13 protein-coding genes are annotated in these 14,301 nt (G+C 58.5%); 4 read left to right on the top strand and 9 right to left on the bottom strand.

Going from position 1 to position 14,301, the window contains the following annotated elements:
• The first annotated feature begins 28 nt into the window (after positions 1–28).
• Positions 29–676, top strand: a complete 648-nt coding sequence (locus DY251_RS11275) for an FMN-dependent NADH-azoreductase (RefSeq protein ID WP_116623995.1) — start codon at positions 29–31, stop codon at positions 674–676.
• 199 nt (positions 677–875) lie between these two features.
• Here DY251_RS11275 and DY251_RS11270 read toward each other — a convergent pair whose 3' ends face one another.
• Positions 876–1,163 (bottom strand): HlyU family transcriptional regulator, encoded by a 288-nt coding sequence (locus tag DY251_RS11270; protein ID WP_116623994.1) that lies wholly within the window; start codon positions 1,161–1,163, stop codon positions 876–878.
• 31 nt (positions 1,164–1,194) lie between these two features.
• Positions 1,195–1,824, bottom strand: coding sequence for a TetR/AcrR family transcriptional regulator (locus DY251_RS11265; protein WP_116623993.1), 630 nt, complete (start codon positions 1,822–1,824; stop codon positions 1,195–1,197).
• A gap of 548 nt (positions 1,825–2,372) precedes the next feature.
• Here DY251_RS11265 and DY251_RS11260 point away from each other — a divergent pair.
• Positions 2,373–2,828: a hypothetical protein gene (locus DY251_RS11260; RefSeq protein WP_147307436.1), complete on the top strand. Its 456-nt coding sequence runs from the start codon at positions 2,373–2,375 to the stop codon at positions 2,826–2,828.
• A gap of 70 nt (positions 2,829–2,898) precedes the next feature.
• Here the strand turns inward: DY251_RS11260 and DY251_RS11255 are convergent, their stop codons facing one another.
• From DY251_RS11255 to DY251_RS11235, 4 genes are all read right to left on the bottom strand, one after another.
• Complete coding sequence (locus DY251_RS11255; protein ID WP_116624063.1) at positions 2,899–3,510, bottom strand: LysE family translocator; 612 nt, start codon at positions 3,508–3,510, stop codon at positions 2,899–2,901.
• 64 nt (positions 3,511–3,574) lie between these two features.
• A complete protein-coding gene (gene rpoD / locus DY251_RS11250; protein ID WP_116623991.1) occupies positions 3,575–5,599 on the bottom strand; it encodes an RNA polymerase sigma factor RpoD in 2,025 nt (674 codons plus the stop codon).
• A 501-nt stretch (positions 5,600–6,100) separates the two neighbouring features.
• Complete coding sequence (gene dnaG, locus DY251_RS11240) at positions 6,101–8,044, bottom strand: DNA primase (protein ID WP_116623989.1); 1,944 nt, start codon at positions 8,042–8,044, stop codon at positions 6,101–6,103.
• Positions 8,045–8,117: 73 nt separating this feature from the next.
• The gene (locus tag DY251_RS11235; protein WP_116623988.1) at positions 8,118–8,504 is read right to left on the bottom strand and encodes an RcnB family protein; all 387 of its coding nucleotides are present in this window, start codon (positions 8,502–8,504) and stop codon (positions 8,118–8,120) included.
• A gap of 279 nt (positions 8,505–8,783) precedes the next feature.
• Here DY251_RS11235 and DY251_RS11230 point away from each other — a divergent pair, with 279 nt between their 5' ends.
• Positions 8,784–10,445: a Na/Pi cotransporter family protein gene (locus tag DY251_RS11230; protein WP_116623987.1), complete on the top strand. Its 1,662-nt coding sequence runs from the start codon at positions 8,784–8,786 to the stop codon at positions 10,443–10,445.
• 408 nt (positions 10,446–10,853) lie between these two features.
• Here DY251_RS11230 and DY251_RS11225 read toward each other — a convergent pair whose 3' ends face one another.
• Complete coding sequence (locus tag DY251_RS11225; RefSeq protein WP_116624062.1) at positions 10,854–11,303, bottom strand: GatB/YqeY domain-containing protein; 450 nt, start codon at positions 11,301–11,303, stop codon at positions 10,854–10,856.
• A 280-nt stretch (positions 11,304–11,583) separates the two neighbouring features.
• On the opposite strand from DY251_RS11225, the gene carA reads away from it, so the two are divergent.
• Entirely contained in the window at positions 11,584–12,780 is a 1,197-nt protein-coding gene (gene carA, locus DY251_RS11220) for a glutamine-hydrolyzing carbamoyl-phosphate synthase small subunit (RefSeq protein WP_425373294.1), read from the top strand.
• A gap of 180 nt (positions 12,781–12,960) precedes the next feature.
• Here carA and ypfJ read toward each other — a convergent pair whose 3' ends face one another.
• Positions 12,961–13,872 carry a KPN_02809 family neutral zinc metallopeptidase gene (gene ypfJ, locus DY251_RS11215; protein WP_116623985.1) on the bottom strand — a complete coding sequence of 304 codons (912 nt, stop codon included), beginning with the start codon at positions 13,870–13,872 and terminating at the stop codon, positions 12,961–12,963.
• Between the two features lie 145 nt (positions 13,873–14,017).
• Complete coding sequence (locus DY251_RS21760; RefSeq protein ID WP_116623984.1) at positions 14,018–14,206, bottom strand: hypothetical protein; 189 nt, start codon at positions 14,204–14,206, stop codon at positions 14,018–14,020.
• Positions 14,207–14,301 lie beyond the last annotated feature (95 nt).

The following is a 14,301-nucleotide window of genomic DNA, read 5'->3' as shown; positions in this document are numbered from 1 at the left end:
CCCAACGCCGCAAATCGGAGCCAAGAAAATGTCGAATATCCTTCTCATTACTTCCAGCCCGCGTGGTGACTCCTCGCAGTCCACCCGCGTTGCAAATGAACTTGCTGGCAAGCTGCAGGCAGCAAATCCTGGCAGCACCTTGACCGTGCGTGATCTGGTTAAGAACCCCCTCCCGCACATCGAGCCAGATTATGCCACCGGCATCTATACCCCCGCAGAATCGCGCACCCCGGCTCAAGCCAAGGTTGTCAGCCTTTCAGACACCGCCGTGGATGAACTGTTTGCCGCCGACTACATCGTGCTCGCCACCGGTCTCATCAACTTCTCGATCTCCTCGACGCTGAAGTCGTGGATTGACCATATCTCGCGTTCGGGCCGCACCTTTGCTTACGGGCCAAATGGCCCGCAGGGTCTGGTCAAGGGCAAGAACGTTTACGTCGTGCTCGCTTCCGGCGGCGTTTATTCGGAAGGCCCTGCCGCCGTCATGGATTTCGCCGTGCCTTACCTCAAGGGTGTGCTCGGCTTTAACGGCATGACCGATGTCGAAGTTATTCGCGTCGAAGGCTTGGGCATGGGCGAAGATGCGGTCAAGGCTGCGCTCGCCAAGGCTGAAAAGCAGATCGATGCGCTGGTTGAGCAGGTTACCGAAAAGCCGCTCGCAACCGCCGCTGCCTAAAGCGCACAAACAACGTTCAACGCCTCGAATTGGCTCAGGGCGTTGAACCCGCCGCCTTCTCCCTATGGCCTAGGAGAGAGGGCGGCTTTATTTTGTCTGATTTTTCAGAACCCTACCCAAACGAACGCTCGCGATTACCGCTTGAGCACTCAGCGCTTCTGGCCCCTTCGCCCCAGCCTCGCGATGTCTGCGCTGCCCCTCACCCGAACAACCGCTCGCCCTGCTCATCAATAATCTGCCGACCTTTGCTGAGCGTCAGTTGCACGACATCGTCCAGACCCGCAAAGCGATCCGCGCGAATGAAACGATGCTCCTTCATTTCCCCGCCGATCTCTTTGGAAATCACACCACAGGTCTGATATTGCCCGTCGTGCTTGAATGGCGTTGCCTTGATAATAAAGCCGCGATGTTCGGCTTCGCCTGCAACTTTCGGCTCGCTTGCTGCGGATTCACCGCCACCGCCGAACAGCTTCTTGAAAAACGACATTATTCCTCCCGCCCTATGGGCGATCTAAAATCTAGTGGGTCAAACGTCCCGGATGGCGTTCCAGTCCGGCCAGATAAACCGTTACAAGATGGTCCACCTGACGCCATGTCTCGACTTCAGGGTTTCCACTCGCGCGGCTGCTCACCCCACTGGTGACGATACCATGCACGCTCGACCATAGGATGCGCGCGTTCAGCACGCACTCCTCTTCATCGAGCGCCAGTTTCTTGTCGTCCATCAGCACCTTGGTGATGATTCCGAAAAGTCCATCGAGCCGCCCTATATAGTCTTCTCGGCGCGCAGCGTCGATTCGCGCAGGGCTGAACGCCAACAGTGCCGCCCAGCTATGCGGATGCGCCGCGACATATTCCAGATAGGTCCGCGCGAGAGCGAGCAATCGGCCCTTGGTGTCCAGAACGCGCGACGACTGCATTTGCGTCATTGTTTCCATGCCGGCGCGCGAAAGCCGGTCGAGCAGACGGAAATTTACGGCAAGGTGTAGCCCATCCAGATCGCCATACAGGTTGTAAATCGACCCAACGGCAATTCCCGCCTTTTCGGCGATCGTGCGCGCCTTGAGATTGATCGCCCCGCCCTCATTCAGAAGGTCCTCGGCAATATCCAGAACGCGGGAGCTTACTTCGTCCTTGTCAAGCGCCATTCCTGTAGATCCTCCAACTATACAACTGCGGCCACGCCGCGAACTTCCCTCGCATTGCAGCATGATTCAGGCACAAATGTGAACGCAGTTCAAGTTTTTTGAACATGATTCATTCATCCCTGCCATTCGTCTTTTGGGCAACACGCCCTATACGCATTAAAAAATGAAAAAAGTTGAACATCGTTCAAAATAGGGCTTGAACAGCGTTCAAATAGTGCTATGGTGTTCATATGAACAACGTTCAAGGCACACGGGAGGGCGAGATGCACGAACTTCTTCAAAGCGGCAAAATCACCGACCCGGCAGATTGTTTTGATTAGCGGGCGGCATTGATCGACCCTGGCCGGCGCGTGGGCGGGGGCATACCGCCGGTCAGGGCGATCAAGCTGAGATAAAACAAAAGAATTGATTTCAGGGCGCGGGGCAGCGGGGTCCGGCGAGAGGATTTAACTGGTGAAAATCAGATCGGTGGAACGAGCGCTGGCGGGCGCGCGAACGGGCCACTGCATTCCTCTCGCCGGCAGCGCATCCCGCAAAGGGAGCCGAACATGACCAACAGCACATTGTTTTTGATAACGGGAGAGGCGTTTTCCGCCGAAGCACCCATGAGCGGAGAAGTGACCCTCGAATTGATCGACCGGCATCTGGCCGATACGCGAGCCAAGTGCCGCGAAATCAAGCAGACGCTGGACTGGCTGAAACTGCATCTGCGCATCGAGCAAAAGAGCCTGCGAGCTTGCAGCGGGCGGCTATCCGATCTCGAAAACCGCGCAAGGCTGGCGCGGCGAACGGGCGCGCAAGTTCTCGCCGCTTATGTCGATGAGGCCATAAAAGATCTGGAAAAAGAGGAGGACGCGCTCCACCTGCGCGTCGCGGATTTGGAAAGCAGGCTGGCCGTCACGCGTTTCACGCTTCAGCGTAAGCGCCGTCGTTTGGTCGAACTCAAGCGAGCGAGAGAAATTGCGCTAAGGCGCAAGAGCAGGTCGGCTGCCACCCGTGCCTGAGAGGGTGGCGCCATGACGATGCCGGGGTTGACCTCCCTCCCCGGCATCGTCTTTTTTCGCAAACTGAAACTCAGCGCTCCGTAAGCGCCAACTTTGCGCCAAGCGCCACAAACGAAACCGCAAATGCTCGACGCAACCAGTCCATGACCGTGGGGCTGCTCGTAACACGCGCTCGCATCGTGGCCGCAAATATCCCGTAAATTGCGAAGATCACAAACGTCACGAGCATGAAAACTCCGGAAAGCTCCAGCATTCTCAGCAGCAGATGCGGCTCGCCCGGCTGCATGAATTGCGGAAGAAACGCGACGAAGAAGATCGACAGTTTGGGGTTGAGCAGGTTGATAAGGATGCCGTCCACCAAAACCTGCGAAACGCTGCGCTTGTCTTGGCCGGCTTCCACCTTTAGCGAGCCATTTTCCCGCAATGCGCTCCACGCCATGTAGAGCAAATAGGCAACACCGGCGTATTTCACGATCTCAAAAAGCAGTGCGCTGGTGTGAAGCAGCGCGGCCAATCCAGTCAGCGCCGCTATCAAATGTGGAACAATTCCCAAGGTGCAGGCAAAGGCAGCCAGGATGCTTGCCCGAGCACCGCGCGAAAGCCCGGCTGCAAGTGTATAAACCACGCCCGTTCCCGGCGAAGCCACGATGATGAGTGTAGTGAGCAGAAATTCTGGCGACACGCGCATATCTCCTCGACGCAATAGCACTACCAACGAAAAAGGCCGCCCGAAGGCGGCCTTGATCTTAGCTGTCGAGGAAGCTGCGCAGCTTTCGCGACCGGCTCGGATGCTTCAGCTTCCGTAGCGCCTTCGCCTCGATCTGGCGGATACGTTCGCGCGTAACCGAGAACTGCTGGCCCACTTCTTCAAGCGTGTGGTCGGTGTTCATGCCGATGCCGAAGCGCATACGCAAAACGCGCTCCTCGCGCGGCGTCAGCGAAGCCAGCACGCGCGTTGTAGTCTCGCGCAAATTCGCCTGAATCGCCGCGTCGATTGGCAGGATCGCCATCTTGTCTTCGATGAAATCGCCCAGGTGTGAATCTTCCTCGTCGCCAACCGGCGTTTCGAGCGAGATCGGCTCCTTGGCAATCTTCAGCACCTTGCGCACTTTTTCCAGCGGCATGGCCAGCTTTTCGGCCAGCTCTTCCGGCGTCGGCTCGCGACCGATTTCATGCAGCATCTGGCGCGATGTACGAACGATCTTGTTGATCGTTTCGATCATGTGCACCGGAATACGGATCGTGCGCGCCTGATCGGCAATCGAACGCGTAATCGCCTGCCGGATCCACCACGTCGCGTAGGTCGAGAACTTGTAGCCGCGCCGATATTCGAACTTATCGACCGCCTTCATCAGGCCGATATTGCCTTCCTGAATGAGGTCAAGGAACTGCAACCCACGGTTGGTGTACTTCTTGGCGATGGAAATAACGAGGCGTAGATTGGCCTCCACCATTTCCTTCTTGGCGATTGCCGCCTCGCGCTCGCCCTTCTGCACCTGGTTCACGATCTTGCGGAACTCCGCGATGGAAATCGCGGTTTCGGTTGCAAGGTTCTGAATCTCCGCACGAATTTCGCGGATCGTGTCTTTCTCGTTCTTCGTAAACTCCTTCCAGCCTTTGCCGGAAAGGTTCGAGATCGACTTCATCCAGTTCGGGTCAAGCTCGGAACCCTGATATTCTTTCAGGAATTCCTCGCGCCGCACGCCGTGGCTTTCCGCCAGACGCAGCAGCTTGCCTTCATTCTGGGTCAGTCGCTTCGAAATGTCATAAAGCTGCTCGACGAGCGACTCGATGCGCGCCTGATTGAGCGACAGCGACTTGACCGCTTTGATAAGCTTGTCCTTGAGTTCTTTCGCGCGTCGATCCTGGCTTGGCGAAAGCGTACCCGTTGCCGCAAGCCGGTTTTCAACCTGCTGGTCCTGCAGCTTGCGCAGCTTCTTATAGGTGTCGGCGATGAGGTCGAGCGTTTCCATCACCTGCGGGCGAAGCTCTGCTTCCATGGCCGCCAGCGAAAGATTGCTTTCGTCTTCCTCGTCCTCTTCTTCCTCGATATTACTTTCGCCGCCGACATTGGTAATGTCGTCTTCGTCCTCGCGTGAGCGGCGGGCGCCGGGGCGCATCGGCTCTTTCGGCTTTTCCAGTTCTTCCGTGCGCTCGATCACGGGCGCCTGCTTGGCTTCCGGCCCTGCATAGGTCGCTTCAAGGTCGATAATGTCGCGCAGAAGGCCCTTGCCTTCATTCAAATCGTCGCGCCAGATGATGATGGCCTGGAAGGTCAGCGGGCTTTCGCAGAGCCCAGCGATCATCGTTTCGCGGCCAGCCTCGATGCGCTTGGCGATGGCGATTTCGCCTTCGCGAGACAAAAGCTCCACCGAGCCCATTTCGCGCAGATACATGCGCACCGGGTCGTCCGTGCGGTCGGTCGGCTCTTTCTTTGCAACAGCGGCAACTGCCGTGCCGGTCTGTTCGGCCAGTTCGTTGGCTTCTTCCTCGGCGTCGGTGTTGTCTTCCTGTTCGGCGGCTTCGTCCTCTTCCACGACGTTGATGCCCATGTCGGAGAGCATGGCCATGGTGTCTTCAATCTGGTCGGGAGAAACTTCCTCGGAAGGCAGCACCGAATTCAGCTCGTCCATAGTAACATAGCCGCGCTTCTTGGCGGCCTTTATCATCTTCTTGACGGCATCATCGGAAAGGTCGAGCAACGGACCATCGGTCGCGCCCTCGCGCTCGGTCTCCGCCTCTTCCTTTTCTTTGGTCACTTTATTCGCCATGCTTTAATCTTCCTGCGGCGGCCCGTTGGCCGGCCAGTTGTCAATCCATCACCTTGGCAATTGCTTGGCTTCGATCGGTGCGCATTGCCCGCGTTGCCTCTTCAGCGTCCACTATGTGGGGAGTGTCCCCTAATTCGTCCAGAGCCCAATTCGCGCAGGGATTGCGGCGTTCCGTCCATCACAACGTGCTGCAAGCCTCAAATGATCCCTCGAATCGTCCTGATTCCGCTATTCCGGCGTAAGGTCAAGCGCTCTCGCATGATTCGCGTTAAAAAAGCGAATCAATTGACGGATTTGGCCCCCCAAGTGAGGGGCAGCGCGAATTTTCCAGATTCAGCTTCCCAGTCCGCCCCATCTGAAGGACTCAGCGTGGTTTCGGATCAGCGCGCGGCGAGAATGGTGATTTTCGAGAACCGCAGCGCAGTGTACTTATAGTACATGGGCACTGGAGACGCAGAAAAGCGCCATTCGCAGCCCGCACTCATTCGAAACTCGAAACCCTCAACTCCGGTCGACGCGACCGGATAACACCCCAAACCCTTCGATCAGGGCTTCCGCGGCTTGCAAGTCACGAAACTGGGCCTGCACTTCGACGAGGTGGCGATAGTTTTCCTCGGTCGGCTCGGTTGCGAGTGCGACTTCGGCGGCTTTGAGTTCAGATTGAATAGTGCGCGCGCCCTTGTGCAATTGCAGCGCCTGCAAGAACGCCTCGCGCGCATCATCCAGCGCGGCCTGTTCCATTGCGGGCCAATGTCCGGCGCGGTTCACGTGTTCGAAACCTCGCTCCCAGACTGAGCCGAGCCCGCCAGCGTCGATTGCCGCAAGCACGGCGGCGCGGTCGTGACCGGCCTGATGCGCCAGCACATCGATCAGCACCGCCAGCACATGCCGCAATTCCTTGTGCGACAGGTCGAGCGCTTCCACCTCATCGAAAAACTCTTCCGCCAGCATGGGATGGTTGACCAGCGTCACCACCATGACGGCCTCGCGCAAGGGCATGACGCCGCCCGCGCGCTTCACCAGAGCCGTGCGCGCGAGACTTTCGGAGACGGCGAGCCTGCCCGCTTGCGTCCTGCCGTTTTGATTGAAACCACCGCGGCCCTGCCATCCGGCACCGCCACCGCGGTTTCCCTGCTGGTCACGCCGCCCGCCATCGCGCCGCGAGCCGAAAAAGGTCTGCACCCGTTCGCGCATTTCCTGCTGATAGTGAAAGCGCACGCTTTCGTCGCGAATGCGCCCGGTCAGTTCGCGCAGCGTCTTTTCCAGCTCGGCCCGGCGCTCCGGCGTTTCAAAAACACCACCTGCCGTTTCGCGCATCCAGAGCAAATCCGCCAGCGGTCTTGCGTCTGCCAGCACCTTGCGAAAACCTTCGGCACCCTCCGCTTTCACCAGATCGTCGGGGTCCTGCCCTTCCGGCATCAGCGCGAACCGCACGGACCTGCCCGGCTGAATGGCGGGCAGCGCCAGATCGGCTGCGCGCCAGGCCGCTTTCAACCCCGCCTGATCGCCGTCAAAACACAGGATCGGCTCCGGCGACATTCGCCACAAAAGCTCAAGCTGGTTTTCGGTTAGCGCCGTACCCAGCGGCGCGACGGCATTGTCAAACCCCGCCTGCGCCAGCGCGATAACGTCCATATAGCCTTCGACCTGGATAACCGCGCCGCCCTTTTGCAACGACCGCCGCGCCCGCGCAAAATTATAAAGCACGTTGCCCTTGTGAAAGAGTTCCGTCTCCGGCGAGTTCATATATTTAGCAAGCGCATCGGCGGACATGGCCCGGCCGCCAAACGCGATGATCCGCCCGCGCGAATCCGGGATCGGAAACATGATGCGGTCGCGGAAATAATCATACGAAACCGGAATATCGTCGCCGTGGCGAACCAGCCCGCACGCTTCGATCTGTTCTTTCGCCACGCCTTTGGAGGCCAGATGCTCTTTCAGCGCATTGCGGCTTTCCGGTGCAAAGCCAAGCCGAAACGCCTTCTGTGTGGCTGGGGTCAGCCCGCGCTCGCGCAGATAGGCCCGCGCCCGCGCCCCATCAGCAGACTGCAACCGCTCCTCGAAAAACACCGTCGCCAGTTCCATGACATCGTGCAGGCTGGCGCGTTCGCGCTCGCGCCGTTCCTCCTGCGCGTCGCGCACCGGCATCGGCACGCCTGCCATGTCGGCAATTTTCTCGACCGCCTCGGGAAAGCTCATGCCATCCAGTTCGGTCAAAAACCGGAAGTGGTCGCCGGTAACACCGCAGCCGAAGCAGTGATAGCGTCCCTTCTTGTCCTCGCAGTGAAAGCTGGGTGACTTCTCACCGTGAAAGGGACAGCACGCCCACCAATCGCCCCGCGAAGCGTTGGTTTTGCGCCTGTCCCATGACACGCGCGTGCCGATCACCGAAGAAATCGGCACCCGGTCGCGTATCTCATCGAGGAAGGTTGGCGAAAAGCGCATGAGTCTTACTTAGACTGTTGCCCGCGCCCGCGCCATGCGGATGTGCACCCTATGCACACCCGCAGCGCGGCAATCAGTTCGCGGCGATCACGCTCGCGATAATCCCGGTCCCTGCTGCAATCAGCAGATAATCATTATTGACGCGCACCCAGTGCTGACCGGCTCCGGGACGGCGCAGCCCATAATAATGATAGTCGCGCACGACCCTCTGGCGCTGCCAGTTTGGCAGCCGATGTCCGCGCACCCAACGCGTGGTCGTGGTGCGTTTCACCACCACATTGCGACCGAAACGGTCTTTGCGCATGACTTCCCGAGTGACCTTCCGCTTTACGACTGGGCCATTCTTGCCGTTCTGCACCAATATCTGCGCATCGCTGTTGCGCACTGGTGCGGCCTGCGCTGTCATCGCGGTCGCCGAAAGCATAACCGCGGCGAGAGCTGAGAGAAAAATGCGTTTCATGGGAGGTTCTCCGCGTTGTTGACACCTGAAAACCTAAGCAGCCCACCTGAACTGAAACTGAACGGAGAAATTACAATTATGTAATGAATTCGCAATGTTAACGATAATCCCACGATCTCTGGATACCGATCTGGACCACCCACTTAAGCGGCTCTAAACCTACACCTTTAACCCGAATGGAATATTACCCGGCTAATATGCTATCTATTGGCTAATCATGATTCCTGACCTACCGAACCCCATGCATGTCGTGCGCCCATTTACCCCTCCGGAGCAACCATGAGCGGCTCTATCGTTCTTGTTCATCTGGCAGGCGCGGTTGCGCTCTTGCTGTTCGCCACGCGCATGGTTCGCACCGGCGTTGAGCGTGCCTACGGCGATCTGTTGCGCCATCGCCTGCGGGGCATTCTGAAAAATCCGTTCCTTGCCGTGGGTGCAGGCGGTGTGCTGGCCATCTGCCTGCAAAGTGCAACGGCTGTCGCCCTGATCGTCGGCGCGTTTGTCGGGTCGGGCATTGTCGGCGGTGCTTCGGGCTTGCTGGCCGCACTTGGCGCGGATGTCGGGTCAGCGCTCGTCGCCAAGCTACTCAGCTTCAATCTCAGCTTTCTATCGCCGCTCTGCCTCGTGGCCGGCACTGCGCTTTTCATGGCGACTGAAAAGCGCAATCTGCTCCAAATCGGGCGCATCCTCATCGGCATCGGTCTGTTGATCCTCTCGCTTCGCCTTATCGGCGAAGCCTCAGAGCCGCTCCGCGACAGCGCACTGCTTCCGGTCATCGTGCAGTATCTCGCCGGCGATCCAATCACGGCCTTCATCGTCGCCGCCATCATGACGTGGCTGTTTCACTCCAGCGTCGCGGCAATCTTGCTGTTTGCCGCGCTGGCGCAGCGCCATCTCATTCCGCTGGACCTTGGCGTAGTGCTCGTCCTCGGAGCAAACATCGGCGGCGCGATTATCGCGGTCATGCTGTCGCGCGCCTCGCCGCCTCGCTCGCGCATCGTGCCAATTGGCAATCTCCTCATGCGTGGCGCGGGCGCCATCTTCGCGCTCATTGTCATCATGTTGTTCAAGCCGCCATTCGATCAACTGGGCGCCACGCCCACCTCCGCCATGCTCAACTGGCACATTGCCTTCAACATTGGGCTGGCGATTGTTGGCATCGTCGTTGCCTCGGGTGTCTATCGCATTGCCGAGCGCATCGCGACGTCAGGCGTAAAAACCAGCGCCGACGATCCGGCAGTAATCGAGTTGAGCGTTCTGAACGAAGCCGCGCTCGATACGCCGATGCAGGCCCTGGGTAACGCCACGCGCGAAGTCGTCCGGCTCTGCGAACTGGTCGAGATCATGCTGCAAAAGGTTTTCGAGCTTTATGAGAACCCCGACGAAGATGGCATAAAGGCCCTGGCAGCACTCGACGACCGCGTCGACCGCAAACATCAGGCGATCAAGCTCTATCTGGCCAAGCTCACCACGCGCAATCTGTCGCAAGACGAAATGCTGCGCTGTCAGGAATTGCTCGGCGCTTGCGTCAAGCTTGAGCAGGTAGGCGACATCATCGTGCGCAACCTGCTGGTCCACGTTCGCAAGAAAGCCGAACGCGGATTGGAGTTCACGCCGGAAGGCTGGAAAGAACTACGCGATTTTCACGCATCTGTGCTTGCGAATGCGCGCCTCGCCTTCAACATTCTCGTCTCGCGCGATGGCGAGTCCGCGCGCCAACTTGTGCATGAGAAGGACCGTCTTCGCGACCTCGAAAAGCGCGCCAACACCAGCCATTTCAATCGCCTGCGCGAAGGCACAGCTAAGAGCGTCGAGACAAGCACGATCCATCTCGATACCATCCTCGACCTCAAGCAGATTAATTCCCTGCTGGCCTCGATGGCCTATCCGGTGTTGGAAGAGCTTGGAATGCTCGGCGGCTCGCGATTGAAAGCTAGTTGAGCTTTCCCTCACTAGGGCTTGTCCCAATAGCTCCCGTCATCCCACGGCTTGTCCCAATAGCTCCCGCCATCTCACGGCTTGTCCCAATAGCTCCCGCCATCCAACGGCTTGTCCCAATAGTTCCCGTCATCCTAGGGCTTGTCCCTAGGATCTGCGACCATCGCGATTAACGCCTGAAATCATACACCTGCAGACGACACTAGATTCTCGGGACAAGCCCGAGAATGACGAATAGCTCCCGCCATCCCACGGCTTGGCCCAATAGCTCCCGTCATCCTAGGGCTTGTCCCTAGGATCTGCGACCATCGCGATTAACGCCTGAAATCATACACTTGCAGACGACACTAGATTCTCGGGACAAGCCCGAGAATGACGATCGGGCGGCAGCCGTAACCACCGCCCGTCGCCTTACTTCAGCATATCTTTCACAAGACCGCTGGCTTTGCTAAAATCCATCTGCCCCGGATACTTCTCCTTGAGCACGGCCATGCAGCGGCCCATGTCGCGCAGTCCATCGGCGCCGGTCTCGGCAATCGCCTGACGGCACGCCTGATGCACGGCTTCATCGCCAAGCTGCTTGGGCAGAAAATCCCTGATGATAGCGATTTCGTCGCGCTCCTGCGCCGCGAGTTCGGTGCGTCCACCGTCCTCGAAGGCTTTCGCGGATTCCTCGCGCTGCTTCATCATCTTGCTCAGGATTTGCAGAATCTCCTCATCGGCCACCGGGTCTTTGCCCGCGCCGCGATGTGCAATATCTCGATCTTGAATGGCAGCCTGAATGAGCCGCAATGTGCCGGTGCGGCGCTTATCCTGCGATTTGAGGGCGGCCTTGAGCGCCTGGGCGATCTGGTCGCGCATGATAAAAACTCCTGTCATCTTTTCCAACGATAGCCGCGCGCAAACCTCAAGGCAATGTCCCGTTCTTACAAACGATTGTTTTCATTGGAGAAAATAAATCAGGGAAACTGATGTCAGCCGATTGACCCGCACCAGTCCTTGACCTATTTTCCGCGCCTTGCAGGATTAAAGCAGCTTTTGCAGGCGCGCCATCGGGTGTCGCCCGCGTTTCGCTGCGTGATATGGCGCTTCGCACTTCCACTTGCAAGTGAAACTCCGCGCCGGAACAGGAATGACGACGATGGCCACCGCTCCCTGGACAACCGAAAAGCCGACCGCGCTATTGGTGCTCGCAGATGGCACCGTGATTGAGGGGCGCGGCCTCGGCGCGACAGGCAGCACGGTTGCCGAAGTTTGCTTCAACACGTCGCTGACCGGCTATCAGGAAATTATGACCGACCCGTCCTATGCGGGCCAGATTGTCACCTTCACCTTCCCGCACATCGGCAATGTCGGCACGAATGAGGAAGACATTGAAGATCTGAACCCGGCCGCACGCGCGGGCGCTGTCGGTGCGGTGTTCAAGGCTGCAATCACCGATCCGTCGAATTATCGCGCACACGCGCATTTCGACCAGTGGCTCAAGCGTCGCGGCATCATCGCCATCAGTGGCGTCGATACCCGCGCACTCACCGCCGCTATCCGTCGCAACGGTGCGCCAAACGCGGCAATCGCCTATTCGCCTGATGGCAAGTTCGACGTCGAGGATTTGAAGCGTCAGGCCGCTGCCTGGTCGGGCCTGGTCGGGCTCGATCTTGCCAAGGAAGTCACGTCCGGCCAGACATCGAGCTGGAACGAAACGCCGTGGGCATGGAACGAGGGTTATGGCGAACAGGACGCTCCCACCATGCATGTCGTTGCGGTGGACTATGGTGTAAAGCGCAACATTCTACGCCTGCTCGCGGGTCTTGGCGCAAAGGTCACAGTCGTGCCGGCAACCACCAGCGCCGACGACATTCTTGCGATGCAGCCGGATGGCGTATTCCTGTCAAACGGTCCGGGCGACCCGGAGGCTACCGGCGAATATGCCGTGCCGGTCATCCAGAACCTGCTCAAGACCGACCTGCCCATCTTCGGCATTTGTCTTGGGCATCAGATGCTGGCGCTGGCCGTGGGCGGCAAAACCGAAAAGATGCATCAGGGCCATCATGGCGCAAACCATCCTGTAAAAGATCACACGACCGGCAAGGTCGAGATCGTCTCGATGAACCACGGCTTCGCGGTAGATTCGAAGTCTCTGCCGGAAGGCATTGAAGAGACTCATATTTCGCTGTTCGACGGTTCAAACTGCGGACTGGCAATCACCGGCAAGCCGGTCTTCTCCGTCCAGCACCACCCGGAAGCTTCGCCGGGACCGCAGGATTCGCACTATCTCTTCCGCCGCTTCGCTAACCTCATCCGCGCGCGCCGGGGCGAACCTGCACTCGCCGAGCGCTAAGCCAACCATTCTTCCTTCGCCCCGTTTACGTCGAAGGGTCGGATGAGAGGCGGGGCCAGCCTTGCTGCGTTCATATACCACGCTAACCGGCATATCACGCGACCATTAATCCCGTCATCCAAGGGCTTGTCCCTAGGATCTACGACCAATCGTGATTAGCGTCGGAAGGCAGCACCAACCTCACACTGGATTATTAAACGTATCGCAATCCGAAAGTTTGCCGCTGTTGAACCCGCGAGCGAACCATGTCTGGCGCTGTTGCGAGGTGCCGTGATTGAAGCTTTCCGGCACGACATAGCCCTGCATCCGCTTCTGCAACGTATCGTCACCGATCTGCTGCGCGGCGTTCAGCGCCTCTTCCGGATCACCCTTTTCCAGAATGCCCTTCTGCGCGGTGTAGTGACCCCAGACGCCTGCGAAGCAATCTGCCTGCAACTCCACGCGGACGGACATCTGATTGGCTTCCGCCTCGCTCATGCTCTGCCGCATCTCGTTGAACTTCGGCAACACGCCGGTGAGATTCTGCACGTGGTGGCCGATCTCATGCGCAATCACATAGGCTTGCGCAAAATCGCCCGACGCTCCGAACTGCCGCGAAAGCTGATCGAAAAATGCTGTATCTAGATAGACCTTCTGATCGTTCGGGCAGTAGAACGGCCCGGACGCCGCCGACGCAAATCCGCAAGCTGAACGAACCTGACCGCTGAACAGAACCAGCTTCGGGTCCGTATATGTCTCGCCCTCGGCCTTGAAGATGCCGCTCCATGTGTCTTCCGTTTCGGCCAGAACGGTCGAAACAAACTGCTTCATCTCATCAGACGCCGCAGGCTGATTGCCATTTGTTTCCTCGGTCATCTGGCCGGGCGCGAAAGAGCCGCCGCCACCCGTCAGCACCTGAATCGGATCGATGCCGCAAGCGCGCAGCGCAAAGAACAGCACGACAAGAATAATGATGCCTGACAGACCTCCGCCGCCAGCACCGCCGCCTATCGGAATTCTAAAGCGACCGCCGCCGCCCGGCATTCCAAATCCGCCGCCCTGCCCGCGAACGTCTTCGACATTATCGCTCTGGCGTCGACCTCTCCATTCCATATGAAATCCCTCATTCACTGCGGCGCTCAATGGAGGCCGCGCAAGCCCTTCAGCCAGAATTGTTATCGCAATCGTTGATTGAAGTCACAACCTTTCTGATCCCGCGATGGGCGAATTGGAAAGCAATCAACGGTTCAAGAATTCGCTATTTTTGCTTCGCACCCGCGCTTTTTCCGTCAGAGCTTTTCGACCTCTCTTCAAAGCGCTTTTCGCCTTTTTTCAGTGGTTTGCCTGTCTCGGCCTCCACCTTGCGTTCTTCTTTTTGCGTGCTGCGTTTCAGCCCGGAAGCAGATGCCTTGCCTGCTGCGGTTTGTGTCTTGCTGGCGCTTTTCATTGCGTGTCTCCTGCCCGCCGCAAACCATCTGCGGCCCGAACTAACGAAATTGGCGCGATCCAGTTCCGCGTCTCTTGCAAACGGTTCGCAATTGG

It is taken from the genome of Mesorhizobium denitrificans, assembly GCF_003403035.1.
Classification (GTDB): domain Bacteria; phylum Pseudomonadota; class Alphaproteobacteria; order Rhizobiales; family Rhizobiaceae; genus Mesorhizobium_G; species Mesorhizobium_G denitrificans.
The sequence above is the reverse complement of the archived record's forward strand: the minus strand, read 5'-3'. Positions and strand labels throughout refer to the sequence as shown.

Excerpts from the sequence above, each read along its gene's own strand:
- DY251_RS11275 (WP_116623995.1), top strand. The coding sequence starts at position 29 with ATGTCGAATATCCTTCTCATTACTTCCAGCCCGCGTGGTGACTCCTCG.
- DY251_RS11270 (WP_116623994.1), bottom strand. The coding sequence starts at position 1,163 with ATGTCGTTTTTCAAGAAGCTGTTCGGCGGTGGCGGTGAATCCGCAGCA.
- DY251_RS11265 (WP_116623993.1), bottom strand. The coding sequence starts at position 1,824 with ATGGCGCTTGACAAGGACGAAGTAAGCTCCCGCGTTCTGGATATTGCC.
- DY251_RS11260 (WP_147307436.1), top strand. The coding sequence starts at position 2,373 with ATGACCAACAGCACATTGTTTTTGATAACGGGAGAGGCGTTTTCCGCC.
- rpoD (WP_116623991.1), bottom strand. The coding sequence starts at position 5,599 with ATGGCGAATAAAGTGACCAAAGAAAAGGAAGAGGCGGAGACCGAGCGC.
- dnaG (WP_116623989.1), bottom strand. The coding sequence starts at position 8,044 with ATGCGCTTTTCGCCAACCTTCCTCGATGAGATACGCGACCGGGTGCCG.
- DY251_RS11235 (WP_116623988.1), bottom strand. The coding sequence starts at position 8,504 with ATGAAACGCATTTTTCTCTCAGCTCTCGCCGCGGTTATGCTTTCGGCG.
- DY251_RS11230 (WP_116623987.1), top strand. The coding sequence starts at position 8,784 with ATGAGCGGCTCTATCGTTCTTGTTCATCTGGCAGGCGCGGTTGCGCTC.
- DY251_RS11225 (WP_116624062.1), bottom strand. The coding sequence starts at position 11,303 with ATGCGCGACCAGATCGCCCAGGCGCTCAAGGCCGCCCTCAAATCGCAG.
- carA (WP_425373294.1), top strand. The coding sequence starts at position 11,584 with ATGGCCACCGCTCCCTGGACAACCGAAAAGCCGACCGCGCTATTGGTG.
- ypfJ (WP_116623985.1), bottom strand. The coding sequence starts at position 13,872 with ATGGAATGGAGAGGTCGACGCCAGAGCGATAATGTCGAAGACGTTCGC.
- DY251_RS21760 (WP_116623984.1), bottom strand. The coding sequence starts at position 14,206 with ATGAAAAGCGCCAGCAAGACACAAACCGCAGCAGGCAAGGCATCTGCT.